The 25932-nt window shown below is 33.3% G+C and carries 31 protein-coding genes; 20 read left to right on the forward strand and 11 right to left on the reverse strand.

Going from position 1 to position 25932, the window contains the following annotated elements:
* The first annotated feature begins 142 nt into the window (after window positions 1-142).
* The 6 genes from EHC72_RS11270 (at window position 143) to EHC72_RS11295 (ending at window position 3386) form a co-directional block, all read left to right on the forward strand.
* The gene (locus EHC72_RS11270) at window positions 143-868 is read left to right on the forward strand and encodes a lysophospholipid acyltransferase family protein (protein WP_131537798.1); all 726 of its coding nucleotides are present in this window, start codon (window positions 143-145) and stop codon (window positions 866-868) included.
* Between the two features lie 4 nt (window positions 869-872).
* Complete coding sequence (gene gatC / locus EHC72_RS11275) at window positions 873-1163, forward strand: Asp-tRNA(Asn)/Glu-tRNA(Gln) amidotransferase subunit GatC (protein WP_131537799.1); 291 nt, start codon at window positions 873-875, stop codon at window positions 1161-1163.
* A 95-nt stretch (window positions 1164-1258) separates the two neighbouring features.
* On the forward strand, window positions 1259-2017 hold the full coding sequence (locus tag EHC72_RS11280) for an ABC transporter ATP-binding protein (RefSeq protein WP_131537800.1): 759 nt from the start codon (window positions 1259-1261) through the stop codon (window positions 2015-2017).
* 77 nt (window positions 2018-2094) lie between these two features.
* A complete protein-coding gene (locus tag EHC72_RS11285) occupies window positions 2095-2643 on the forward strand; it encodes a cob(I)yrinic acid a,c-diamide adenosyltransferase (protein ID WP_131537801.1) in 549 nt (182 codons plus the stop codon).
* A gap of 84 nt (window positions 2644-2727) precedes the next feature.
* Entirely contained in the window at window positions 2728-2949 is a 222-nt protein-coding gene (locus EHC72_RS11290; RefSeq protein ID WP_010603503.1) for a DUF2795 domain-containing protein, read from the forward strand.
* A gap of 278 nt (window positions 2950-3227) precedes the next feature.
* Window positions 3228-3386 (forward strand): lmo0937 family membrane protein, encoded by a 159-nt coding sequence (locus EHC72_RS11295; protein WP_131537802.1) that lies wholly within the window; start codon window positions 3228-3230, stop codon window positions 3384-3386.
* 16 nt (window positions 3387-3402) lie between these two features.
* Here EHC72_RS11295 and EHC72_RS11300 read toward each other — a convergent pair whose 3' ends face one another.
* Window positions 3403-4083, reverse strand: a complete 681-nt coding sequence (locus tag EHC72_RS11300; protein ID WP_131537803.1) for a 2-C-methyl-D-erythritol 4-phosphate cytidylyltransferase — start codon at window positions 4081-4083, stop codon at window positions 3403-3405.
* A 68-nt stretch (window positions 4084-4151) separates the two neighbouring features.
* Window positions 4152-5201, reverse strand: a complete 1050-nt coding sequence (queA, locus tag EHC72_RS11305) for a tRNA preQ1(34) S-adenosylmethionine ribosyltransferase-isomerase QueA (protein ID WP_131537804.1) — start codon at window positions 5199-5201, stop codon at window positions 4152-4154.
* Window positions 5202-5400: 199 nt separating this feature from the next.
* Here queA and EHC72_RS11310 point away from each other — a divergent pair, with 199 nt between their 5' ends.
* On the forward strand, window positions 5401-6645 hold the full coding sequence (locus EHC72_RS11310) for an ABC transporter permease (RefSeq protein ID WP_131537805.1): 1245 nt from the start codon (window positions 5401-5403) through the stop codon (window positions 6643-6645).
* Between the two features lie 416 nt (window positions 6646-7061).
* Here EHC72_RS11310 and EHC72_RS11315 read toward each other — a convergent pair whose 3' ends face one another.
* Both EHC72_RS11315 and EHC72_RS11320 read right to left on the reverse strand, forming a co-directional pair.
* Entirely contained in the window at window positions 7062-7604 is a 543-nt protein-coding gene (locus EHC72_RS11315; RefSeq protein ID WP_131537806.1) for a cysteine hydrolase family protein, read from the reverse strand.
* Between the two features lie 69 nt (window positions 7605-7673).
* Window positions 7674-8870, reverse strand: coding sequence for a pyridoxal phosphate-dependent aminotransferase (locus tag EHC72_RS11320; protein ID WP_170311726.1), 1197 nt, complete (start codon window positions 8868-8870; stop codon window positions 7674-7676).
* Window positions 8871-8982: 112 nt separating this feature from the next.
* On the opposite strand from EHC72_RS11320, the gene EHC72_RS11325 reads away from it, so the two are divergent.
* From EHC72_RS11325 to bioA, 4 genes are read left to right on the forward strand one after another with little or no spacing between them, the layout of a single operon-like run.
* Entirely contained in the window at window positions 8983-9969 is a 987-nt protein-coding gene (locus tag EHC72_RS11325; protein WP_131537807.1) for a cation diffusion facilitator family transporter, read from the forward strand.
* Window positions 9956-10411, forward strand: coding sequence for an NUDIX domain-containing protein (locus EHC72_RS11330; RefSeq protein WP_131537808.1), 456 nt, complete (start codon window positions 9956-9958; stop codon window positions 10409-10411). Before EHC72_RS11325 ends, EHC72_RS11330 begins: the two co-directional genes overlap by 14 nt.
* The gene (locus EHC72_RS11335; protein ID WP_131537809.1) at window positions 10401-11273 is read left to right on the forward strand and encodes a CPBP family intramembrane glutamic endopeptidase; all 873 of its coding nucleotides are present in this window, start codon (window positions 10401-10403) and stop codon (window positions 11271-11273) included. Before EHC72_RS11330 ends, EHC72_RS11335 begins: the two co-directional genes overlap by 11 nt.
* Window positions 11251-12516 (forward strand): adenosylmethionine--8-amino-7-oxononanoate transaminase, encoded by a 1266-nt coding sequence (gene bioA, locus EHC72_RS11340; protein ID WP_131537810.1) that lies wholly within the window; start codon window positions 11251-11253, stop codon window positions 12514-12516. The genes EHC72_RS11335 and bioA overlap by 23 nt, the downstream gene beginning before the upstream one ends.
* A 12-nt stretch (window positions 12517-12528) precedes the next feature.
* On the opposite strand, the gene EHC72_RS11345 is transcribed toward bioA, so the two are convergent.
* The 7 genes from EHC72_RS11345 to EHC72_RS11375 form a co-directional block, all read right to left on the reverse strand.
* Entirely contained in the window at window positions 12529-12945 is a 417-nt protein-coding gene (locus EHC72_RS11345; protein WP_131537811.1) for a VOC family protein, read from the reverse strand.
* A gap of 81 nt (window positions 12946-13026) precedes the next feature.
* Window positions 13027-14400, reverse strand: coding sequence for an exonuclease domain-containing protein (locus EHC72_RS11350; RefSeq protein ID WP_131537812.1), 1374 nt, complete (start codon window positions 14398-14400; stop codon window positions 13027-13029).
* Between the two features lie 154 nt (window positions 14401-14554).
* Window positions 14555-15181, reverse strand: coding sequence for an outer membrane beta-barrel protein (locus EHC72_RS11355; RefSeq protein WP_131537813.1), 627 nt, complete (start codon window positions 15179-15181; stop codon window positions 14555-14557).
* Between the two features lie 7 nt (window positions 15182-15188).
* Window positions 15189-15551 (reverse strand): response regulator transcription factor, encoded by a 363-nt coding sequence (locus EHC72_RS11360; protein WP_165585812.1) that lies wholly within the window; start codon window positions 15549-15551, stop codon window positions 15189-15191.
* Between the two features lie 106 nt (window positions 15552-15657).
* Window positions 15658-16410 carry a LytR/AlgR family response regulator transcription factor gene (locus EHC72_RS11365; protein WP_131537815.1) on the reverse strand — a complete coding sequence of 251 codons (753 nt, stop codon included), beginning with the start codon at window positions 16408-16410 and terminating at the stop codon, window positions 15658-15660.
* Between the two features lie 159 nt (window positions 16411-16569).
* Entirely contained in the window at window positions 16570-17664 is a 1095-nt protein-coding gene (locus EHC72_RS11370; RefSeq protein ID WP_131537816.1) for a sensor histidine kinase, read from the reverse strand.
* 204 nt (window positions 17665-17868) lie between these two features.
* Window positions 17869-18609 carry a LytR/AlgR family response regulator transcription factor gene (locus tag EHC72_RS11375; protein WP_131537817.1) on the reverse strand — a complete coding sequence of 247 codons (741 nt, stop codon included), beginning with the start codon at window positions 18607-18609 and terminating at the stop codon, window positions 17869-17871.
* A gap of 345 nt (window positions 18610-18954) precedes the next feature.
* Between EHC72_RS11375 and EHC72_RS11380 the strand changes: the two genes are divergently transcribed.
* The 9 genes from EHC72_RS11380 (at window position 18955) to EHC72_RS11420 (ending at window position 25923) form a co-directional block, all read left to right on the forward strand.
* The gene (locus tag EHC72_RS11380) at window positions 18955-19233 is read left to right on the forward strand and encodes a hypothetical protein (RefSeq protein ID WP_131537818.1); all 279 of its coding nucleotides are present in this window, start codon (window positions 18955-18957) and stop codon (window positions 19231-19233) included.
* A 78-nt stretch (window positions 19234-19311) separates the two neighbouring features.
* Window positions 19312-20208: a MerR family transcriptional regulator gene (locus tag EHC72_RS11385; RefSeq protein WP_131537819.1), complete on the forward strand. Its 897-nt coding sequence runs from the start codon at window positions 19312-19314 to the stop codon at window positions 20206-20208.
* The gene (locus EHC72_RS11390; protein WP_131537820.1) at window positions 20205-21041 is read left to right on the forward strand and encodes a phytoene/squalene synthase family protein; all 837 of its coding nucleotides are present in this window, start codon (window positions 20205-20207) and stop codon (window positions 21039-21041) included. Before EHC72_RS11385 ends, EHC72_RS11390 begins: the two co-directional genes overlap by 4 nt.
* Before the next feature lie 13 nt (window positions 21042-21054).
* The gene (gene idi / locus EHC72_RS11395) at window positions 21055-21573 is read left to right on the forward strand and encodes an isopentenyl-diphosphate Delta-isomerase (RefSeq protein ID WP_131537821.1); all 519 of its coding nucleotides are present in this window, start codon (window positions 21055-21057) and stop codon (window positions 21571-21573) included.
* Window positions 21574-21895: 322 nt separating this feature from the next.
* On the forward strand, window positions 21896-22084 hold the full coding sequence (locus tag EHC72_RS11400) for a hypothetical protein (protein WP_131537822.1): 189 nt from the start codon (window positions 21896-21898) through the stop codon (window positions 22082-22084).
* Between the two features lie 105 nt (window positions 22085-22189).
* Window positions 22190-22720: a hypothetical protein gene (locus tag EHC72_RS11405; protein ID WP_131537823.1), complete on the forward strand. Its 531-nt coding sequence runs from the start codon at window positions 22190-22192 to the stop codon at window positions 22718-22720.
* A gap of 90 nt (window positions 22721-22810) precedes the next feature.
* A complete protein-coding gene (locus EHC72_RS11410; RefSeq protein WP_131537824.1) occupies window positions 22811-23608 on the forward strand; it encodes a HipA family kinase in 798 nt (265 codons plus the stop codon).
* Window positions 23586-23969 carry a DUF3037 domain-containing protein gene (locus tag EHC72_RS11415; protein ID WP_131537825.1) on the forward strand — a complete coding sequence of 128 codons (384 nt, stop codon included), beginning with the start codon at window positions 23586-23588 and terminating at the stop codon, window positions 23967-23969. The genes EHC72_RS11410 and EHC72_RS11415 overlap by 23 nt, the downstream gene beginning before the upstream one ends.
* 40 nt (window positions 23970-24009) lie before the next feature.
* The gene (locus EHC72_RS11420; RefSeq protein ID WP_131537826.1) at window positions 24010-25923 is read left to right on the forward strand and encodes an AAA domain-containing protein; all 1914 of its coding nucleotides are present in this window, start codon (window positions 24010-24012) and stop codon (window positions 25921-25923) included.
* Window positions 25924-25932: the final 9 nt, after the last annotated feature.

The following is a 25932-nucleotide window of genomic DNA, read 5'->3' on the forward strand; positions in this document are numbered from 1 at the left end:
TATAAAAGCGAAAAATTAATAACTTTAATTGCATGGATTAGGTGAGACCAACAAGAATAGCAAGTACTTAATTTTTTAGTTGAAGGATGCCCAATCTTCGACTATTTTAAAATGTCAAGCTATTTTATACTTTTGAAAAACAATGATAAAGTTTTTAAGACATTTACACCGGGTTTGGTTTTTATTCTGGATATTATTTTTCTTCTTATTGTTTTACCCAATTTATTTTCTGACTTCCAGAAGCCCGAAGTATTATAGCATTTTAAATTTTTTCAGAAAGGCGAACAGTTTTCTATGCAGCCTGCTTTCAGGAGTATTTTTTAATTATCATTTTGAAGAGCGGTTAAATTCTAACCAAACATATATTTATTGCGCCAACCATAGTTCGAACCTGGATATTATGATTTTTTGCATTTTAGCAAAAGGTAAATATCATTTTATGGGTAAGGATGAATTATTAAATAACCCTGTTTTGGGTATATTTTTTAAAACGATAGATATTTCCGTAAATCGGGATAGTAAAATTTCAGCATTCAGAGCTTTTAAAAAAGCAGGAGATAACCTTGAAAAAGGTATGAGTTTAATTATTTTTCCTGAGGGTAAGATTGATGACCATTATCCACCTAAACTGGGCGAATTTAAAAATGGCCCGTTTCGATTAGCCATTGATAAAAATATTCCATTAGTGCCGGTAAGTATTGCAAATATTTGGCAAATTAATTGGGATGATGGCGCAAAGTATGGAAGTAAGCCCGGAATTTGCGATATTTACGTCCACAAACCCATTAATACAGCAGGATTAACACCTAATGATTCTGACGTTTTAAAAGAAAAGGTTTATAAATTAATAGATAGCAGATTAATATAATAGGATGAATTTAGATGCAAAAACCATTCATAAAATAGCCGATTTAGCGAGAATTCATATCGACGAAAAGGAAGTAGATACGTTGATTCCGGAAATGAACAAGATTTTATCCTTCATGGAAAAATTAAACGAGCTAGATACTTCCGCCGTTAAGCCATTGGTTTACATGAATGAAACACCAAATGTTTGGAGGGAAGATATTGTGAAGCAGGAAATTTCTACGGCAGATGGTTTAAAAAATGCAGCAAAACATACAGAACAGTTTTTTATGGTGCCAAAAATTATTGAGAAATAGAAAATCATTAACTTGTTTATCAGGCGAGTTAAATCTATTTTTAAAATCATTGTAACATAAGTAACCTTACCTGTGTCTAAAAAATAAAAACAAACATGCAGAAACCACTTATTACGATAAAGGAAATTGGACGTAAATATGTTATTGGCACGGAGGTAATTCATGCCCTTAAATCGGTTTCTTTAGATATAAATAAAGGAGAATTTGTTGCTTTAATGGGGCCTTCAGGTTCGGGTAAATCCACGTTAATGAATATTTTAGGCTGTTTAGATACCCCAACAAGTGGCACTTACATTTTAAATGATAAAGATGTAAGCCATATGACGGATGATGCGCTTGCAGAAGTTCGTAATAAAGAGATTGGTTTTGTTTTTCAAACATTTAACCTATTGCCACGCTCTACCTCATTAGATAATGTTGCATTGCCACTTATTTATGCAGGCAATAGCAAAAAAGATCGTGATGCACGTGCCAAAAAAGCTTTAGAAAATGTTGGTTTAGGCAACCGTATGGATCATAAACCAAATGAGCTATCTGGAGGACAGCGCCAACGTGTTGCCGTTGCGAGGGCTTTAATTAATGATCCATCCATTATCCTTGCCGATGAACCTACGGGTAACCTGGATACCAAAACTTCCATAGAAATTATGGGCCTTTTAGAAGAAATTCATAGTAAAGGCAATACCATTATTTTAGTAACCCACGAAGAAGATATAGCCCAACATGCCCACCGTATTGTACGTATGCGTGATGGTTTGATTGAAAACGACTACATCAATACCGATATAAAAAATGTTTCGCCACGCTTACAAGCATTGAAGGATAGCGGTAGCGATTGGGAAAAAATAAACTAAGGTTGATGGTATAAGGTTTAGGGCATAAGGCTTTGAAAACCCTAAACCCTAAACCTTTCGCCTTAAACCATTATGGCATGAAAATTTATACTAAAACAGGTGATAAGGGGCAAACGTCCTTAATAGGAGGTACCCGTGTACCCAAATATCATCTTCGGATAGAAGCATACGGCACTGTTGATGAATTAAACTCTTACCTGGGTTTAATTATGTGTCAGAATATTGATTCTCATCATCAACAATTATTAAAAGAAATTCAGGATCGTTTATTTACCGTTGGAGCATCGCTTGCTGCAGATCCGGAGAAATCAAAAATGAAAATTCCTGATTTGCATGAAGCCGATATTTTGTTGCTTGAAAGTGAAATGGATGCCATGAATGAAGTTTTACCAGCACTTAAACATTTTGTTTTACCCGGCGGAAATACCGTGGTTTCGTATTGCCATATTGCCAGATGTGTATGCCGAAGGGCAGAAAGATTAACAGTAGAATTGGCGCAAGATAGTTTTGTTGAAGAGAAAGTAACCATTTATTTAAACCGTTTGAGCGATTATTTATTTGTTTTGGCACGAAAACTGACTATGGATTTCAATGCAGAAGAAAACATTTGGATACCGCGAGTTTAATGGTGGAAAAATAAGTTTGTTTTGCTCAAAAATTTTAATATACTTTGCGAAATATTAAAAGTAAGAATTTAATTGAATTGATATATGTATTGGACACTAGAATTAGCATCGCACTTGGAAGACGCTCCTTGGCCTGCAACTAAAGACGAATTAATCGATTACGGTATCCGTTCAGGTGCCCCTGTAGAAGTAATTGAAAACTTACAGGCATTAGAGGATGACGGTGAGCCTTATGAAACTATTGAAGAAATTTGGCCTGATTATCCAACTAAAGAAGATTTCTTCTTTAACGAGGACGAATACTAAAATCAATAATGTAAAAAAGCCCTTTTGAATTATCAAAAGGGCTTTTTTATTTTGTCACTTTTTTGTGCGCAATATTTGTGTTAAAAAAGCATACTAAATTAACGTAAAACGAAGCTTAATGCAGATTAGCTATTGCTTTAGGTCTACTTTTATTATAGATTTAAGATTGAGGTTTCAGAATAAAAACGTAAAGACATAAAGATTTTTTACATTTTTTAAACAAAGTCCATATGTGTGTGTTAATATCTCAACATTTAATTACTAAAAAAATTAACACTATGGGAAATTTATTGTATTTAGTCGCAGTCGTATTGGTTATATTATGGATTATAGGCTTTGTATTTCATGGCTTTGGCGACGTAGGTGGCATTATCCACGTTTTATTGGTTATTGCAGTTATTGCAATTTTACTTAAGATAATAGGAAGAGCATCATAAAAAAAATCCTCCCGGTTTATAATCGGGAGGATTTTTTTTGAAGGATCATTTCTGCAAAATCAAGATCTGCAGGGTAAGTTATTTTAATATTATTTCTTTCGCCCTCTGCAATATTTATCGAGTATCCGGCGGCTTCAACTACACTTGCATCATCAGTAAAATTAAAGTTGAAATCTTGCTGATAAGCTTCCTTTAATATTGTTAAGCTAAAGGTTTGTGGTGTTTGCACCAAGTAAATTTCATTGCGACTTAAAGCAGTGGTTTTTCCATCCTTCAGTATTCTCACACTATCACTTGATGAAACCGCGGCAACAATATTGCCGGTTTCTGCCGCTTTTTCAAAACACCTATCAATAAGTTGCTTAGTGCTTAATGGTCTAACAGCATCGTGTATAGCAACAAAACCATTTTCTGTAATGCTATCAAGGGCATTTTTAACAGAATGGAAGCGTTCGTTTCCGCCTGCAATTACCTGATGTTTAATTGTAAAGTTAAAATCCTTGCAAAGCTGGGCCCAGTAATTATGCTGACTTTTATTTAATACAACTAAGATTTCTGGAGTATAATCGCTTTGCGAAAAAGCAGTTATGGTATGCATTAAAACCGGAAGGTTTTGCAATAAAAGGAATTGTTTTGGGATTTCGGTTTGCATCCGGTTTCCCGAACCACCGGCTACTATAACAGCGTAGTGTTTCATAACAAGTATCAATATTTAAGAATAACAAGTACCAGAAAAACCCCTGATACTTGTTATTTGATACTAAATTATATAATTAGCATGGCATCGCCATAGCTGTAGAATTTATATTTTTCTTTAACAGCCACTTCATAAGCATTCATTACATTTTCGTAACCACCAAAAGCACTAACCATCATCAATAAAGTAGATTCTGGTGTATGGAAATTGGTAATCATTGAGTTTGCAATACTGAAATCGTATGGAGGGAAGATAAATTTACTTGTCCAATCGTTAGCAGCCTTTAAAGTTCTGTTTGCCGATACCGCTGATTCTATAGCACGCATAGAAGTTGTACCAACGGCACAAATTTTTCTTTTCTCCTCTAAAGCTTTATTTACAATATTGGCATCTTTTTGCTCGATAATAAACTGCTCAGAATCCATTTTGTGTTTGGTTAAATCTTCAACCTCTACAGTTCTAAACGTTCCTAAGCCTACGTGTAAAGTAACTTCGGCAAAGTTAATGCCCTTAAGTTCTAAACGTTTCATTAGCTCACGACTAAAGTGTAAACCTGCAGTTGGAGCTGCAACTGCACCTTCATGCTTAGCAAAAATAGTTTGATAACGTTCTTTATCTTCAGCTGTAGCTTTACGTTTAATGTATTTAGGAAGTGGAGTTTCGCCTAAAATTTCAACGTTTCTTCTAAACTCTTCGTCAGTACCTTCAAATAAGAAACGAATAGTACGACCACGAGAGGTGGTATTATCTACAACTTCGGCAACTAATAAGTCATCATCGCCAAAATATAGTTTGTTACCTACACGGATTTTACGAGCAGGATCTACTAAAACATCCCATAAACGTAATTCCTTATTTAACTCGCGTAATAAAAATACTTCGATTGTAGCGCCGGTTTTTTCTTTATTACCGTATAAACGAGCAGGAAAAACTTTAGTGTTATTTAATATCATAACATCCTGATCATCGAAATAACCTAAAACGTCCTTAAATATTTTATGTTCAATTTTACCGCTGTCTTTATGTAAAATCATTAAACGAGCTTCATCGCGTTGTTCTGCCGGATTATTGGCTACAAGAGATTCAGGTAAGTTAAATTTGAATTGTGATAATTTCATTCTTGATGAATTTTTTGAGGTGCAAAAATACGAATTTAATTTTTATTTTTCGTATTTAACAACGCTTTTACACTCATTTAAGTTTTATGTTAAATTATTATCTCTTGTTTATCCTGGTTTATAGTTTACTTATACAAAAATAACTAGTTTTGAAAATGAGCTGTAACCTTTTTAACGTTACTGTGTCTAACCACTAATTATGATAATTTTTAGGCTGATAGGCGAGAGTTTCCGATTTGCATTTGATGCATTGCGCCAAAATAAGTTACGTACAATGTTATCGCTTTTAGCCATAACGATTGGTATTTTTACCATTATTGCAGTATTTTCTGCAGTAGATACCTTCCGTAATAAGTTGCAGGCTAGTGTAGATAAACTTGGATCAAATACTATTTATCTTCAAAAATGGCCTTGGAGTTTTGGTGATAATTATCCCTGGTGGAAATATATGAATCGCCCACAGCCATCTCTTCGCGATTTTGCCGCTTTGAGAGAAAGAATGGAAAATGCAAATGGTATTACATTCGAAATTGCAACTAGTAACAGAACCATTAAATATAGAAGTAATTCAGTAGAAGGTATTACCGTTTCTGCCGCTTCTCAGGATTTTAATAAAACCTGGAACTTCGAACTTCAAGCTGGTCGTTATTTTACCGAAAATGAAAGTAAAAATGGTACTCCAATTTGTTTAATTGGCGCTGATATAGCTGATGGTTTGTTTGGAGGTGAAGAACCTATTGGTAAACAAATTCAAATATTAGGCAGAAGAGTTACGGTTATTGGGGTTTTTAAGAAAGAAGGTGAGGATATGCTCGGTACTTCTTTGGATAAAAGTGTAAATGTTCCAATAAACTTTGCCAAAGGAATTTTAGATATTCAAAACGAACGTTACGGTCCGCAAATTACAGTAAGAGGTTCTGATAAAGTTTCTTTAGAAGAGGTTGAAAGCGAGCTACAAGGGTTAATGCGTTCAATACATAGAATAAAGCCTGGACAGGAAGATGATTTTGCCTTGAATAAAACAACCATTTTATCTAATCAATTAGGCAAAATGTTCGATATGGTTAACGTAGCAGGATGGGTAATTGGTGGTTTCTCTATTCTTGTTGGTGGCTTTAGTATTGCAAATATCATGTTTGTATCCGTAAAAGAGCGGACTAATATTATAGGTATTCAAAAATCTTTAGGTGCAAAAAGGTACTTTATATTATTGCAATTTATTTTCGAATCGATCTCTCTTTGCATTTTAGGTGGTTTATTAGGCTTACTACTGGTTTATCTCTTTTCTTTACTCATTGGCGCTATTTTCGATTTTCATATAATTTTAGGCTTAAATAATATTATGTTAGGAATCAGTATCTCCGTAATTATCGGCACAATATCTGGTTTCTGGCCTGCTTATTCTGCTTCAAGATTAGATCCTGTAGAAGCGATTAGAAGTTAAAAAGTATAAAAAATATGGAAGGCAGGGTTTAATAAAATCCTGCCTTTTTTGTTTTAAATCAAGTTTATTGTTTTTTAAGATTTTAAGAATTAAACTATCGTTGTCGCTTCATACTTTGCAAGGATGTATTAATCTTTGTATCTAAACCCGATTTAGTGAATGCCACCGATATTTTATTGGGGCAGCAACGGGAGCGGGGCTGCTGTTTACTAAGTATGGCTGACAGTTCATTTTCAAATAATTTCCCCCATTTTAAAGCGATAAGTTTTTTTTGTAAAAGCGGTGGCTGTGGTTCTTTTGAAACTTACTTCCTGCTTTCCGCTATATCCCGATAGAAAAAATCGAGGATGCCGCTTTAATCAGGTTTAATAATGAAAGTATTTATCAATAGGAGCCAAGATTTAATAAATTCTTACCTATTCTGGAAGTAAAATGAACTCGTGTGTATTAATTACCTCAATTTTATGCTTTGCCGCAGTCGTTTCACTCCATAACCAATTGTAGTGGTTAATTAAGTTTACAGCATCTACATACGGCCTTGATGCTGTAGTATGAGCATCAGCAATTACGGTAACTTTATAATCTTTTGTCAAAGCAGATTTGATGGTAGAATCCACACAAAAATCTGTAGCACAGCCAGTAATTACTAAATCCGTAATGTTGTTTTCAGCTAGTATTTCCTCTAAATTAGTTTCATAAAATGAATCATTAGCTGTTTTATTTATAAATGTATCAGTACTGAACTGCGCTAATTCTGGTAATAATTGCCATTCATGCGTATTTGGAACGAAACAATTTTCCTTAGAACCATCGTGCTGAATAAAAATTATCTTATTTCCATTTTTTCTAAAATGCGCTGCAATCAAATTTATATTTTCGATTACGCACATGGTATTGTGCCTGGCAGAATAAGGGATAAAGCTTCCAATCTGCATATCGATAATTAACAATGCTTTCATATAGATATTTTTTAAAAAGAAAACCCCCACCAAACTTTTGATGAGGGTTTATTATATGGTTTCAATGTATTAATTAAGTTTGGCTAATGCTTCTTTAATTCTTCTTAAAGCTTCAACAAGACTTTCGTCTGATGCCGCATAAGATAAACGGATGTAGTTGTTGTTGCCAAAAGAATCGCCACCAACAGTTGCCACATGGCCAACGTTTAATAAATAAAGAGCTAAATCTGAAGAATCCTTGATTTCGTTTCCATCAGCATCTTTTTTACCAAAGAAAGAACTAATTTCAGGGAAGAAGTAAAATGCGCCATCAGGCAGGTTTGTTTTTACTCCAGGAATATCATTTAATAAATTGTAAACTAATTCTCTGCGACGTAAAAATGCTTTTTTCATTTCTAAAACACTCGCTAAGCCTTGTTCGTAAGCAACAATACCTGCTCTTTGTGCAATTGAACATGTACCAGAAGTAGTTTGTCCTTGTAATTTATCATTAGCAGCAGCAATCTCTTTACTAGCCGCAATGTAGCCTAATCTCCACCCTGTCATTGCAAATGCTTTAGAGAAACCATTTACAATAATTACGCGATCTTTAATACTATCAAATTGAGCGATAGATTCGTGCTGATCTACAAAATTAATGTGCTCATAAATCTCATCAGATAAGATAAATATGTTAGGATATTTTTCGAATACTTTAACCAACGCAGCTAATTCGTTTTTACTATAAACAGATCCTGTTGGGTTGCAAGGGGAAGAAAACATAAAAAGTTTTGTTTTCGGAGTGATTGCTGCCTCAAGTTGCTCTGGTGTAATTTTGAAATTGCTTTCAATATCTGTATCGATGAAAACAGATTTTCCTTCTGCAAGTAAAACCATTTCTGAATATGAAACCCAGTATGGCGTAGGTATAATTACCTCATCATCAGGATCAATCAGCGTAAGAATAACATTAGAAAGCGATTGTTTAGCACCTGTTGAAACTACAACTTGAGAAATATCATAATCTAAATTGTTTTCCGTTTTAAGCTTATTCACAATTGCCTGGCGCAAATCTGGATAACCAGGAACTGGAGAGTAGCGTGTAAAATTATCATCCAGTGCTTTTTTTGCTGCATTTTTTACATGTTCTGGCGTATTAAAATCTGGCTCGCCAACACTTAAACTGATGATATTGATGCCTTTAGAGGCTAATTCGCGACCAAGTTTGGTCATTTTTAATGTCGCGGATTCGGAAAGACTATTGATTCTTTTGGATAAGGTGCTCATGGTTAATTACTTTGATCGCAAATATATAAACCAAATATTATTCTGCACTAAAAAAACCAGAGTTTTTCTCATTTAATTTAAGCGATAAGCGTATTTTTGGAAAAAAAACCTTGTGACAGTTAAAAAGAAGGCAATTATTTTATCGTTAGCGGTAAGTATTATTTTAATGCTTGCAAAGTTTGTGGCTTATTTTATTACCGGCTCCAATGCAATATTAACTGATGCCGCCGAAAGTATTGTTAACGTAATTGCAGGAAGTTTTGCTTTTTACAGTATTTATCTGAGTACCCAACCACGGGATGAAAACCATCCTTATGGGCACGGAAAGGTAGAATTCTTTTCCGCCTTTGTAGAAGGAATCTTGATTCTTTTAGCAGGTGTAATCATCATCTTTAAATCCTCTTACAATCTTGTTTATCCGCATGGCGTATCCAAATTATTAGAAGGTACATTAATTATAGGTGTAACAGGCTTAATTAATATGTTTGTTGGCTTGTACCTAATTAATATTGGCGAAAAAGAACACTCAGTAACCTTAAAAGCCGATGGAAAGCACTTATTAACTGATACTTATACCAGTGCTGCAATTGTTGTTGGCTTAATTTTGATTCAGATTACAGGCATTATTTGGCTTGATAGTTTGCTATCGGTGCTGGTTGGTTTTTACATTGTTTATTCAGGTTACCAACTCACCCGTGGCTCGGTTGGGGGCTTAATGGACGAAAGTGATTTTAAACTGGTAGAAGAAGTTGTAAATGTTTTGCAGGAAAATCGCCATAAACCATGGATTGATGTACATAATTTGAGAACACAGCAGTATGGTCCCGAATTTCATATCGATTGCCACGTTACGCTACCATATTATTTTGATTTAAATCAGGTTCATCGGGAAATTTCTCAAATAGATGAATTGATTAATAAAAATGGTGTAAGAAGAGCTGAATTATTTATTCATGCAGATCCTTGCTTGCCCGAATGTTGTAACTATTGCCATATGAGCGAGTGCAAAGTTAGGACAGAAGCTTTTAAAAGGGAAATTATTTGGACACCAGAAATTGTAATAAAAAATAAAAAACACTTCGATAATGAGCTACTTTAATGTAAGGGTTTATGGCTTGCTAATTAACCAAAATAATGAGGTTTTAGTTAGTGATGAGCAAGAATATGGTGTCCGTTTTAGTAAATTTCCTGGTGGAGGATTAGAATTAGGAGAAGGTTTGATAGATGGCCTTAAGCGTGAGTTTATTGAAGAATGTGAAGCGGAAATCGACGTTATTTCTCATTTTTATACGACAGATTTTTACGAAAAATCTTCATTTAACGATAGTCAGTTAATTAGTGTTTATTATCTTGTTAAGGAAAAAGCGCCTTTAAAACTTGCGTTTAAAACAAAAATATATGATTTTGACGGCGAAGGAGATCTTTTACAGGCTTTCCGTTGGGTAAAAATTGAAGATTTATCTCTTGATGAAATTACCTTTAAAACAGATAAAACGGTGGTAACTTTATTGAAAAACCAGTGGTTGGCTAATGGAAAATAAGTTCTTTTATTATCTAAAACCAATTTTAAGTGTCCTGCTTTTTGTTTTTTTAATACTGATTTGGGGTATTCCTTTCGGGATGTTAGATCAGATGAATGTTATAAAATTTCCAGAAGGAAGTTTTTTAAGCAATTTATACAATGAAATTTCTCTAATCATTATGGCTATTGGTGCGCTAATGATGATTTTTAAAATATTTCCAACGCGAAACTTCTCCAGCGTATTTATTACCAGACAAAATATTATTTTGAGTTTTTTAAAAGGAACTTTAATCGGTTTAATTTTAATTGCGTGCTGCACAGTACTTATTCTTGCCAAAGGAAATGTAGTTTTTCATCCGGCTAAAATAGAAATGACTTCAATTTTAGCATATTTGCTATTCTATATTCTGGTTGGTATTAGTGAAGAATTTGTTTTCAGGAGTTTTCCATTAGTTGTATTCTCTGAGCGTTATTTCATGGCAATCGCCATAGGTTTAAATGGATTATTATTCGGACTTATTCATATTGCAAATCCAAATTTTTCGGTTGTTCCGATGATTAATATTGTATTAAGCGGAATTTTGTTTTCAATTATTACGCTGCAAAAAAGAAATATATGGTGGGCTGTTGGTATACATTTTGGTTGGAATTTTTGCCAGGGCACATTATTGGGTTTTAAGGTTAGCGGATTGGATGCACCAGGATTAATGATTGCTAAACCGATGGGAAATCCATTGTTTTCTGGTGGCTTATTTGGTGCTGAAGGATCATTGCTCTGCACACTTATATTAACAATTTACATTTGCTGGCTATTAATTAAAGGCAAAATAGAGCCTGTTAACGAAATATTAAGACATAATGAGCTTATCGGAGAGAGATAAAAAAGTAATTTGGCACCCATATACGCAAATGAAAAATGCTTTGCCGCATATTCCAATTGTAAAAGGAGATGGGGTATATGTTTTTGATGAAAACGGTAAAAAATATATCGATGCTGTTTCTTCTTGGTGGGTAAATATTCATGGGCATGCAAATCCTTATATCGCACAAAAAGTAGCCGAACAGCTAAATACATTAGAACATGTTATTTTTGCTGGCTTTACACATGAACCTGCTGTTTTACTGGCAGAAAGGTTATTGCCACTTTTACCTGGAAAACAAGATAAGGTTTTTTATACCGATAATGGATCTACAGCGGTAGAAGTTGCCCTAAAAATGTGCCTTCAATATTGGGATAATCTTGGCAAACCAAAAACAAAGATTCTCGCCTTTAAAAATGCCTATCACGGCGATACTTTTGGGGCCATGTCTGTAAGTGGAAGAAGTATTTTTACCGACGCATTTAACAGTCTCTTGTTTGATGTAGAATTTATTGATTTGCCAGATGAGGAGAACATTTCTGAACTTCAGGAAAAGATAGTTCAATTGAAATCAGAAATAGCTTGCTTTATTTTTGAACCATTAATTTTGGGTGCCGGAGGGATGTTAATGTACGAAGCCAAGTATTTAGATTTACTTCTATCTATCTGCAAAGCGAATGATATTTTATTAATTGCCGATGAGGTAATGACAGGTTTCGGGCGTACAGGAACATATTTCGCTTGCGAAAAACTAGAAAATAAAGCCGATATTTTCTGTTTGAGTAAAGGCTTAACGGGTGGTACAATGCCGCTTGGAGTTACAACTTGTACTAATAAAATTTTCGATGCTTTTTTAAGTGATGATAAACTTAAAACCTTATATCACGGGCATTCATTTACCGCCAACCCAATAGCTTGTGTGGCATCTTTAGCTAGTCTTGATATTTTGCTCAACGGTAAAACACTCGAAAATATTAAACGTATTGAGCAAAAACATTCTGAATTTTTAAAGGAAATAAAAGATCATAAAAAGGTTAAAACGATCCGCCACACTGGAACTATTATTGCCATTGAATGGGAAACTGGAACCGAAACTTCTTATTTAAGTAATCTAAGAAATTTGTTGTATGCGTATTTTTTAGATAAGGGTATTATTTTAAGACCGCTTGGAAATATTATTTATATTCTGCCTCCTTATATAATCAGTAATGAAGATTTAGATTATATTTATGAAGCTATAAAGTTAGCTTTAGAGGAAGTTTAAAAAAAATATTTTCTATCCCAAAGGCATTTTTGTCATATCCATATATAAAACATTCCAGCGGTGACCATCTAAATCCTGAAAAGCGCAACCGTACATCCAACCCTGGCTCTCTTGTGGTTCGCTAAAAACCGTACCACCAGCTGCCGTTACTCTCTTTGCAATTTCATTAACTTCCTCAGGGCTTTCGGCGTCAATAGAGAACATTACTTCACTGCCCAACTTAGCATCAGGAACGTCCGCATTAATTAAACTTTTAAATAAATTTTCTTCAAAAAGCATGACTACAAAATTGCTTTCACCAATCAAAAAGCAGGCAGAATCTTCACGACTTCCATATTGCAGGTTTAATTTAAACCCCAATTGAGTAAAAAAATCTTTCGATTTATTAACGTCTTTAACAGGAAGATTGATCCAAAGTGATTTTATCATATTATTATTTTAATGAAAGATTGGTTGAAATAAAGATACGAACAAAAATGAAAAAGTTTGAGTGCTTGGTGACTAATTGAGCTACAATTTGTACAACTTATCCGGGTATTGTTCTGCATGATGCAAAATCAAATTTAAAATATAACTGTTAGATTGGTAGGTAGAAACATTTGCTTTAACCGGCAATAAGCCTTCATCTAAGTAGTTTTTCTCTGTAAAATAGCCCATGCCATAAAACTTTCCATTTTCTACAATTAAACAGCTTAATTCTTCGTCTTCGCGGCCCTCATCAACTAATGCAAAGCTAGGTTGTAAACTCGAAATATCTTGCAAAGCATTATTTAACCTCTTATTGTAAACGGCAACCGTTTCTATTCCACTGCAAGCACCAAAACACTGCCCGTTTTCATGTGCTACACATTTTGTTTTTGTCTTTTGTAAATAACACAATCTGGCGCACAATTGATATTTTTCTACTAGCTGATTTAAAAAATTATAACCTTCTAATAAATTGTTAAAGCTTTGTAAAGCGTTGTTGTTTTTTTTATGTTTATCAATTGCCAAACGTAAGTAGCCATTCTGATCTTCGAAAACATAAAGATCATATTTATGTTCATAACGCTTCATTGCTCGATTATTTTCTGGCCAAAGTCGCTTAATTTCGTTCGCTTCTAAAATTAAAGCCATCAATTCGGTGCCGCAGATAACGTAATCTATATGATGTATTGTTCTTAAAAAATCTTGTCGCTGGCGATTAGGTTTATTCCCTGTAAAATGACTCGTTACCCGTTTCTTTAAATCCTTCGCTTTTCCAACATAAATAATTTTGCCTTTGTTATCTTTAAAGTAATAAACACCAGGTTTATTAGGTAAATTCAGGATGTGTTTTTTATCCAAATGCGGTGGCAAAACTTGCTCCTTGGATGTCTTTTTTAACATTTCTGAAATAACACCTTCCGTATCGCTTTGCAAAAGCATATTAAATAAAATACTAGTGGCATCGGCATCTCCTGCAGCACGGTGGCGATTTTGAATTGGGATTTCTAACGCAGTGCACAATTTACCTAAACTGTAAGATGTTTTGCCAGGAAATAACTTACGGCTCAGTCTAACGGTGCAAAGTTTTTTACATTGCAATTTGTAACCTGCATAAGAAAGGTGATGCTTTAAAAATGAATAATCAAAGTTTACATTATGCGCAACAAAAACTTTATCGTTTAACAATTGATAAATTTGTAAAGCAACATCATCAAAAGTTGGAGCATTAACCAACATTTCATTATCAATACCCGTCAATGCTGTTATATAATCAGGAATATCCCTTTTAGGATTGATTAATGTGCTGTAAGATTCTACTATTTCTTGTCCATCATGAATGTTTATGGCTACCTCAGTAATTCCATTTGCTGATGCATGCCCTCCGGTGGTCTCTATATCTACAACTGCGTATAACATTTATGCTTGATTATAAGCACAAATTTATGCTAAAATGTTTAGTAATTAAAATGTTTATTTTTTATTTTAATACTTCCGATTACACAATTTTTTAGTTTTTAAACAAAAAAGCGGTTGCATTTTAAATACAACCGCTTTCCTTAAGTTTTTAAAGCTATAATTTGCTGAGTAATTTACTTAGGTTTGGCTTTATACCAATAGAAATTGGAACGGTATTAAAAGCCCTGTTTTGTATTTTACTAAATCCGTACATGTAACTTGCCTCAACAAATAAATTGGCACCGCCGAGATTATATTCAATGCCTGCGCCACCTTCAGCTATTCCTGTACCTATAGATTTATTATCCATTACAACTTGCATCGTATTTTGATTTACAGTTGCTCTAGGCGTCAATAAAAAACCACCTCCTGCACCCGCAAAACCATAAAAGGCCCATTTATCAACTATTTTTCTGTAGCCTAGGGCAATATTTAACAGATATGTTGTAGATCGTCCTTTTTGCAAAGTGTAATTATAACCTGCATCCGGTGTTATTTCATTAAAGGTAAATGCATGTAAACTAGCCTTTGGATACAGAAATAAGCCGCCATTACCAAGGCCCAAATTAATTCCTAATGAGGTAGAAAATTTCGGCTTTAAGTAATCTGCCGTTTCTCCCATCGGAAATGCAAAACCAATGCCGCTCATGGTATATAATTTATCAGGTCTACTTGTTTGTGCAATTCCCTTTATGGAAATTAAGGATAGGAGGGCAATTGATGCAAAGTGTTTATAATTCATCTTTATTCTAATTATTGGTCAAAGCATTTACTTTTTGAAGCATATCTGCCATATTAAATGGTTTTTCAAGATAAAAATCAGGATGATATTTTTGCGATACGATGTAATTTTCGTCATATCGGGCAGAAGCCATAATGATTGGAATATCTAATGTTTCGGGATTTAACTTCAACTCTTTAAAAACCGCTCTTCCATCCATTCCATTTAGCATTATATCGAGAATAATTAAATCCGGATTAAATTCCTTAACGGTTTTAAAAATATATCTCGGCGATAATAGCGGATAAACTTTGTAATGTTCAGCTTCTAAAGCGATTTGGAAGACCTCTAAAATATCAGGATCATCATCTACAACCAGTACTCTTTTCAAGGGATAAATTAATTTTAATAATCAAACGATCACCTTTAATACAAAATACTTTGTAAAATGTTTTAATTCTCTACCCCAATGAGGTGATTAATAAGAAAGATGCTTGCTATTGAGCAAGTTTAGATTTGCCTGGCAATAATAGATTTTGTTTAATAAAATCCGAAAACGATTCTTTGAAAGGAGCTTCAACTTTGTAAGAAAGTTCTTCTTTAAGGAAAACCTGATCGCCAATTATGCTTTTAATATACTGTTTTGAGATAATTGTGCGTGGGTTTACCTGTATAAAAGAAGGGTGCTTATTAAGCATTTTTATAATTTTTAAAAAAATTAATTTGGAGGTGAAGTGAATACTTTTTACAGTTTTAAAATATATTTCTTCCTTCAAGCTCTCTACAGCAACTAATTCATTTAAATCTATTTGTGCCAAATTATCTTCTTGAGATTGCAAGGGGATGTAAAAATGATTTTCAGTGATAGAAAACGGCGTAGGTTTTTTCTTTTCCGGTGGGTAAAGGTTATTTATTGTTTTGGCAAAATGTAGAATAGAATAAGGTTTTAATAAATAAGCATCGGCATCAACTTTAAAGGCATCAATTGCATATTTTGCATGCGCAGTTGTAAAAATAAGATACTTTGTTTTCTGCCTTAATAATTCAGCAAGCTCAATACCAGAAATTGCTGGCATTTCAACATCCATAAATATAATATCAACAGGATTTGAAACAGAAATTTCTTCTAAAGCTTTTAAAGGCTCAGTAAAGCTCTTTACCAAGTTTAAATCTGGTAGTTTACTCATGTAAGCCATTAAATTTTCTAATGAACTCGGGTCATCATCAATCGCGATGCAACTTATCGACATTTTATAGGTTTTTGATCATGCAAATTACAACAAGCAGGCTTAAAATGAAAAAAAAAACTTTTAGAAACGGATTTTATATCATTCGTAACGGATTAATAACTCTTAAACACGAAAAAAATGAATTTGTTAACTGCTCAAAATGAATATTTAGCTTCCTATTTAATTATTTATCCTCTTTATTTTTAATAATACTACAAAATGATTCTTCTCATCAATATAAAAGTTGAAAGATGCCCGGTTTCCATATGCGTAATTTAAACGTTTCTTTATGTTTTCCATTCCGGAGTTTAAACCATTACTATTTTGTATCCTACTTATCAGGTTTGATGTTTCCAAAATCAATGTGTCCGAATCTAATTCCAGGTTGATGGATGCAGGTTGTGAATGATTGCTTAAATCGCCATGCTTAAAAATGTTTTCTACCAGTGTAATTAATACTAAAGGGATAATTTTTTGAGACCTGACTTCATCGCCATAATCAAAATGAATTTGCAAAGAATGGTTTTGTCTAAGCTGATGCAAATTAATCAAGTTCTCTACCTGATCTATTTCATCCCCTAAAGTTATAAACTCCCCATCAGAATCACTATCTACGGCATAGCGCATCATATCTGCTAATGAAAGTATGGTTTCTGCAGCCACAGGCGATGATTCTCTGGTATTGTGGTAAATAAAATCCAAAGTATTAAATAAGAAATGAGGGTTAATTTGTGCCTTCAAAAAAGCATTTTCTGACTTTGCAATTTGGATTAAATTATTTAATCGTTGTTTTTCCAGTTCTTCTGTTTTCTTTCGCTCTTTTATAAATGTGAGAATATAAAAATATCCAACCGAAAATCCGATAAAATAGGAACATCTATATAATGGACCCGCGAAATATTTGATCGTAAACTCAAAGGTATCTACACTCTTAAAATTATTGAAATTAACCATCACATATTCAATGAGATATATTGCGAATAGGTATGTTATTATTTCAAGTATAATTAATAAAGGGATTCTCCATATTGCCTGTTTTGGGTGCTTTAGCGAGTTTATTAAAACAATATGAGTGTTGAAATAAAATAAAGATATGTTTAATGCATAGTGAATTGCATAATCTTTTAGAGAGCCAACTCTACCACTTAACAAGCCAACAATAATGGCTTCGTATAACATAAAAATTGTCCAAGCAATAAAGTGATTTTTCTTTCTAATGATCCAATTTAAAAAAGTGGATTTTAAGGGAAAAGAGTTATCCGTGTAGGATTTCATATTATCAGTGTAAGGTTTTTTTTGAGGGTTTTTTAGGGCGCTAAGTTTCAGAAAAAAAACATGAAACAGCACTCTAAAATCACTAAAAAAACAGTTTTTGTATTTAAATCAAAATTTGTAAAAAGAGAATTTAACACCGATCCAACAGTCACTGTGGTAATAACAGCCACAAATGTTTTGTAAGATTGATATAAAAATCAGCTGTTAAGTACGGCTGGTTTTTATTGTTTTTTCCCTAATGTATTGCAGTATTTCTTCACGGAAACGGATACCAATTGTAACCGTTAAATTATTGGTCATTTTTAGGGTATATCCCTCAATTTGCTCAATATATTTTTTGGCGATAATAAAAGATCTATGTGCCTGAATAAAGTAGGGCAAATCCTTAAGAATTACCTTAATTTCTGATAAAGCAATATAGGTTACAATGGTTTCGTCAACAGTATATATTCTAATATAATTTTGCAAACTCTCAACCGCAATAATATCGCTATATCTAATTTTAATTAAATTATTCCTTTCGTTTTTATTACGAACGAAAAAATAATCTTCATCTTGCTTTAAATTCGTTGCGGCAATACTTGGTGTTTTAGGAAAAAGCCGATTAATGGTTTCAGCAAACCTTGCAAAAGTATATGGTTTTAATAAATAAGCATTTGCATGCATTTCAAAAGCTTCGTAAGCATATTTAGAATGCGAAGTTGTAAAAATTAACTTATTGGTTTTATGGCGAATGGCTTTTGATAGTTCAATGCCTGAAATCATAGGCATATCAATATCCATAAAAATTATATCTACCATGCCGCCACTACTAATTTCTGTTAAGGCCTGCAGTGGATCTGTATAGGCATGCGTAAGTTGTATATTCGATAAGGTACTGATGTAATCTTTAATGCCATTTATTGCATGAATATCATCATCAATCACAATACATTTTAGTTTCATGTTTAGTTAATGGGGGGTATTTTGTACGCAAAATAACGGATGATTAGTCAAATATAAAATAAAATACATTCGTCACGATTTTTAAATCACTCATCAAGGTTATCATACTGTTAACAATAGGCAATATTAAGAAGCACATTTTTTTTGTAAGGTTATTTTATGATGAATGTATGGTAATACTATCTTAATGTTAAAATTTAAGCACTTGTGTAACTATTTTAATAAAATATAAAAATAATGTTATATAATCTATTGAAGTACAATATATTATGTTTTACTTCGTAGTTGTTATAGATTGTATTTTGTATGATCTATAAGAGCTACCATCCCTAAAATCATCATCCTATGAAAAACAGAGTAGTAAAACCCAAACAATTAAATGGATCATTAACCCGTACAGTAATTGAATTACAGGACAGGGGATATGATTGCGATTTTCTTTTGCTAGCTAATGGTAATTTGCTTTGCATGCAAAATAACAGGAATTATCCATTAAGTAGTGTTTCCATTCAAAATATGGATCAAGGGTTTGATTGGTTTAGCCAATCATATAAACATATTCATATAATTGAAACTGGAAATGGCGAAAGAGGTGTGCTGCTTAGTGAACACTCTTTTGCTTGATAGATTTAGCATTTGAAAAGATAAAACTTTAAACCGATTTTTTTGTTTAGATATTATTCAATATTTTTAAACAAAATAATGACTTATACCATTTCTGATTTAGAACGGCTTTCTGGAATCCAATCTCATACTATAAGGATTTGGGAGCAACGGTACAATGCTTTGAAGCCAATGCGCTCTCAGGGTAATACGCGTATGTACGATGACGAGCAGTTAAAGAAATTATTAAACATCGCAAGCTTAAATCAATCTGGACTTAAAATTTCTAAAATTTGTAGCCTTTCAGATGCGGATTTAAATGATTTACTAAATAAGCAGTATAAGGTTTACAATAAGGATGATAATCAGGCCGAATATTTTATTTCGCAACTGATTAAATATGGTATTGCCTTTGATGAGCCTGGTTTTGAGTACCTTATGAATAAATTTATTGATCTGTATGGCTTAATAGATTGTTATCGCAGGGTGATGTATCCACTTTTGGTAAGATTAGGGCTCATGTGGAGAAAGGACGATATTTGTCCTGCTCACGAACATTTTTTATCTAATATTATCCGCCAAAAAATATTTTCAGCAATTAATAGTATTCATTTAGGTTATGAAGATAACCAAACCTGGTTGTTGTTTCTTCCTGAGGATGAAGATCATGATATTGGTCTGCTTTTTGCAAATTATTTTTTAAGATCTATGAATCAAAAAGTAATTTACTTAGGGAGCAAAGTACCATTAAATTCTATAAAAAGAGTTTTGTCAGGTGTTCAAATAGATCATGTTTTACTTTTTATCGTCAACTTAAAATTAGTTAAGAACGCACAACATTATATAGATCAGTTAACAGAAATATGCAGTTCCACTCAAATTCACCTAGCAGGTAATGAGCAGGTTATTAGCCGGCTCAATAATTTAAGTAATATTAATTGGCTTAAAAACCTTAATGAATTTGAAAAATTTATTCAACTCCGTAAAGCCCTATGAAAGAGATTTTTGATCAGTTATCCGCAGATTGCAGTAAGCTAATAACCAAACGATATAGCACGAGTTTTTCATTAGGAATTTACTTTCTTGGCAAGGAAATGCGATCTCCAATTTATTCTATTTATAGCTTTGTACGCCTCGCAGATGAAATAGTAGATAGCTTTCATCGTTTTGATAAGAAATACTTACTTGATAAATTTAAGCAAGATACTTTTGAAGCCATAAAGTTTGGTATCAGTTTAAATCCTGTTTTGAATTCCTTCCAAAGTGTTGTAAATAAATATCAGATAGATCACCAATTAATTACCTTGTTTTTAAATAGCATGGAAATGGATTTAGCTGAGCAAAAATACACGGCAGAACTCTATAATACTTATATTTTAGGCTCTGCTGAGGTTGTGGGCTTAATGTGCTTAAAGGTTTTTACTGAAGGCGATGAACCCAAATATGAAAAACTAAAACCCTTTGCGATGACATTAGGTTCTGTTTTTCAAAAGGTAAATTTTCTTCGCGATGTTAAAGCCGATTATCAATCGCTTAATCGTAACTATTTTCCAAATGTGAACCTTTCTACCTTTTGCGATAATCAAAAACAGGCGATAGAAAAGGAAATAGAAGAGGAGTTTAATATAGCACTTTCTGGAATTAAAATGCTACCAGCCAGTTCCAGAAACGGGGTTTATTTGGCCTATGTTTACTATAAAAAGTTATTTAATAAGATTAAACTTTTGAGCGCTGAAAAAATCATGACGGAAAGAATTAGAATTCCAAATCATCATAAAATTGGTTTAATGTTTGATTCTGTAATCCGTCATAAACTAAATGTAATATAAAATCAATTAATAAATGGAACAGGTAATTCTGGTCAACAAGTTTGATGAGCCGCAGGGTGGTATGGAGAAAATGGAAGCACATCAAAAGGGTTTGTTGCACAGGGCATTTTCCATTTTTATTTTTAATAGTAAAAATGAATTATTGCTTCAGCAAAGAGCGAAGGATAAATATCATTCTGCTGGCTTGTGGACTAATACCTGCTGTAGTCATCCTCGTTTAGGAGAAAGTAATATTGAAGCAGCCAAACGCCGATTAAGGGAAGAAATGGGTATGGAATGTGTACTTACAGAGGCCTTTAATTTTATTTATAAAGCTCCGCTGGAAAATGGTTTAATAGAAAATGAATTCGATTATGTGTTTTTTGGAATATCGGATGATTTGCCGATTGTTAACCCTAATGAAGTTCAATGTTATCGTTATGTGAACTTAAAGGTTTTGCAAAACGATATAAATAAACGCCCTCAATTATATACTTCTTGGTTAAAAATATGCTTAAATGAGGTTGTTGAGCACTATTTAGATATACTTTAAACAAAAAACGGGCATATAACCTAAGTCATATACCCGTATCTAAATTAACGCTCTCGGGTACAAATATAGGCCTAGTTTTTAATTCTGCAAATTCTTTAACACTTCTTTTACTTTAAAATTATAATTATATTTTAACTGTATTTTTAGGTGGTTTTTAAGTTTTTAATTATTAGTGAGTTAAAGTTTTATCTGGTTGTAAATATTTTTCACAAAAAATGAAAGATATTTTTTTCTATCTAATCATTTTAACTTATCCGAGTAATTTTAAACAAACATTTACATATTATCAATGTTTATTATCAAACCTTAATCATTTACAGAAATGGAAAAAGAAGAAATTATATCTCTACTTGAGGTAATAAATCAGCAAGTAAGTTCATCTATATTAGGAGGGATGGAAGAAACGTATGAAGAGCTGGAGCGAATGGGATTTATCAAAATAAACAGAGAAGCAGTTCAATGGTCAGCAGCTATGACTCCTGCAGGAATTGAATATTTGGGACACGATTAAAATCTCTTTTAGGTGTAAGAACGCCTTACACCTTTTTACTTTATTGAATTTGATTTTCAGATAGAATATTTATGATACATTTGATTAAATATCAATTCGTGAATCATGACGCTCAAAACTCTTTTTACCATCATTTTAAAAATGGTCGGAATCTTTTTTATTAAGGATATTGTAACCATTTTAATGCAATCTTTTGCTAGTCTCTGGTTTTTTGTAAGCGCATCCAGCTATTCTGATAATTTTTCGAATAGCTTTGTTTTAATTTTGAATTTTATTTTATTGATTCAATACGGGTTACTCAGCTATTTATTAATTTTTAAAGCAGAAACAATTATTCGTATTTTAAAGTTAGATGAAGGTTTTGATGATAAAACAGTTTCATTCAGCATTCATCGTTCAACAATTCTAAGTATTTCCATTATTGTAATCGGTGGATACATCGTTGCCACTGAACTTCCAAACATTGTAATACAATTAATTAACTTTTTTAATATTAGAAAAACCCTGGTTTCGGGAGATATTAATCCAAACAAACAATATGTTATTTTGGCTATAGCGAAAGTTTTAATCGGTATTATGCTGATTATATATCAACGCAGAATTGTAAATTTAATTGAGTTTAAGCGTAAAAAATAACGTCAATGCTGTAATTGGTAGATTTCTCCTAAATTTGCAATCAGTTTAAAAGGCGAATATTTAATTGTAAATCGCTTTGTGATTTTATTTATGAACGATTTTCAAATTCAGCTTAGAAATGTAAATGTAACCCGTTATGTTACGCCTCTGCGTGAGGGTGGTTCTATGCCTGCCATTGCCGAAGCCGACGATGGCTTTTTATACGTTTTAAAGTTTAGAGGGGCCGGACAAGGACCACGAGCGCTTATTGCAGAACTTATTGGCGGTGAAATTGCCCGTATTTTAGGCTTTAAAGTGCCCGAACTTGTGTTTGCAACTTTGGATGAAGCTTTCGGTAGAACTGAGCCTGATGAAGAAATACAAGATTTGCTTAAAGCAAGCGTTGGCCTTAATTTGGCTTTACATTATTTATCAGGCGCCATTACTTTTGATCCCACCGTTACTAAGGTTGATGCTAAACTTGCCTCGCAAATTGTGTGGCTTGATTGTTTTTTAACCAATATGGATCGTACATGTCGTAATACCAATATGCTTGTTTGGCATAAAGAACTTTGGTTAATAGACCACGGTGCATCGCTATATTTTCACCATTCGTGGCAAAATTGGGAAGAGCAGGCAAAGCGACCTTTTGTGTTGGTAAAAGATCATGTATTATTACCTTGGGCATCAGACCTTGAACAGGTTGATTCGGAATTTAGAGCCTTATTGAAAGTAGATCATATTAAGGAAGTGGTAAATTTAATTCCTGATAGTTGGTTAGAAGGTGAAGTGAATTTTGAAACAAAAGATTCACATAGAGATGCTTACGCGAAATTTTTAGAGATTCGCCTGGACAATTCATCAATATTTTTAAAAGAAGCGCAGCATGCAAGAGAAATTCTTATTTGAGTATGCTGTAATCCGTGTGATGCCGAGGGTAGAACGCGAAGAGTTTCTTAACGTTGGAATTATTTTATTCTGTGCTAAGCAAAAGTTTCTAAACAGTGTTTTTTATCTCGACGAAAATCGCATTGCTGCATTTTCTCCTCAAACGGATATTACTGAGCTTAAAGAAAATCTAGAAGCCTTTAAACGGATAAGTGAAGGAATAAAAGGATCAGGACCAATTGGTCAATATGATTTGCCTTCGCGATTTAGGTGGTTAACTGCAACACGAAGCACCGTTGTACAATGTTCAAAAGTGCATCCTGGTTTTTGTACCAACGCAGGCGAAACGCTACAAAAACTTCATGAACAGTTGGTTTTGTAATTTCTTTTCAAATTTTAATTAATCGTTAAATCTCTTTTCCTTGCCCAAAGAATATTTTAAAAAACTCCAGGATTTACTTCTCACAGAACGTGAAGAAGACTTACAATCATATCTTAAATTAACTGAAAATACTTCGGCTGCCGATAGAAGAAATCTTGGTTTAACATGGTATCCAATTGCCATAAGAAATACAGAAATTGGTAGAGGTGATTATTTAACAGTCGAGTTGGAGCGAACAACACATCAGGATTTATCTCATCAATTTAGGTTTGGATCAGCTGTAGTCTTGTTTTCAAATCACGATGCTAAAGAAGATCGTATCGAGGGGATTTTATCTCATCAAAGTGGCAATAGAATGAAAATTAGTTTGCGACTGGATGAATTGCCGGACTGGACAAGGGATGGTAAATTGGGTGTTGATTTGCTTTTTGATAACAATAGTTATGATGAAATGCAAAATGCTCTTAAGCAAGCTATTAGTCAATCAGAGAACGAAGCTGGAAATGATTTAATAAAAATTTTGACCAAAGGCGATCAAGCTTCATTTCAAAATGAGGAGAAATTTACTCTACCCAGTCATTTAAATGAGTCGCAGCAATTAGCTGTTCATAAAATTGTGACTGCTAACCAACTTGCAATTGTTCATGGCCCACCAGGAACGGGAAAAACAACCACTTTAGTACAAGCTATTAAAGCACTAACGAAACACGATAATAGGAAAATTTTAGTGGTTGCGCCGAGTAATACAGCTGTTGATTTATTGACGGAAAAATTGGTTGAAGAGGGTTTAAACGTAATACGAGTGGGGAATCCGGCTAGGGTTTCTGAAAGGTTATTAAGTGCTACTTTGGATCACAAAATGACAGATCATCCTGAAATAAAAACGATTAAAGCCCTTAAAAAACAAGCTAATGAGTATAAAAATATGGCTCATAAGTACAAAAGAAGCTTTGGTAAAGCGGAACGCGATCAAAGAAAAGCTCTTTTTGATGAAGCACATAAAATAGGTAGAGAAGTAGAAAAAACTGAACAATATATTATGGATAGCCTTTTTAATAAGGCACAAATTATTACAGCAACTTTGGTTGGTGCAAATCATTATACCGTTAAAAATTTAAAATACCATACCGTAGTAATAGATGAGGCCGGACAAGCACTTGAGCCTGCATGTTGGATTCCTATTTTAAAAGGGCAAAAACTAGTACTTGCAGGAGATCATTTTCAGTTATCACCAACAATTAAATCAAACGAAGCCGCAAGAAAAGGATTAAGCAATACTTTATTGGAGAAATCTGTTTTGCTTCATCCAGAATCTGTCGTATTGTTGAAAGAGCAATACCGTATGCATCAGGATATTATGGCTTATTCTTCTAAGGTTTTTTATGAAGATAAACTGCAAGCACATGCTTCTGTTGCTAGTCGCTTATTATTTACTGATGATGAGGCTTTAACTTTTATTGATACTTCTGGCTGTAGCTTTGATGAAAAACTTGATGGTACCAGCACAACCAATCCTGATGAAGCATCTTTTCTAATTAGACATTTAGTTAATCTGACAGAAAAAATTATAGAAAATAATTCCCCAGAGTCGTTTCCATCAGTTGCTATTATTTCACCTTATAAGCAACAGGTACAGATTTTAAAAGAATTGGTAAGCACAGAAACGGTTTTAAAAAACTATCTCGATAAAATCTCTGTAAACACAATTGATAGTTTCCAGGGGCAGGAGCGAGATGTTGTTTATATTAGCCTTACGCGAAGTAATAATGACGGTTCTATTGGATTTTTATCTGATACCCGTAGGATGAATGTTGCTATGACAAGAGCAAAGAAAAAATTGGTTGTTATTGGTGATGGATCTACACTTTCCAAATCGCCCTTTTATGCTGATTTTATGCTTTATGCAGAAAAATTAGGCACTTATCATACTGCTTGGGAATTTATGTCTATTTAAAAACTTAAA

The sequence above is a fragment of the Pedobacter nototheniae genome (genome assembly GCF_004335085.1).
Taxonomy (GTDB): Bacteria; Bacteroidota; Bacteroidia; order Sphingobacteriales; family Sphingobacteriaceae; genus Pedobacter; species Pedobacter nototheniae.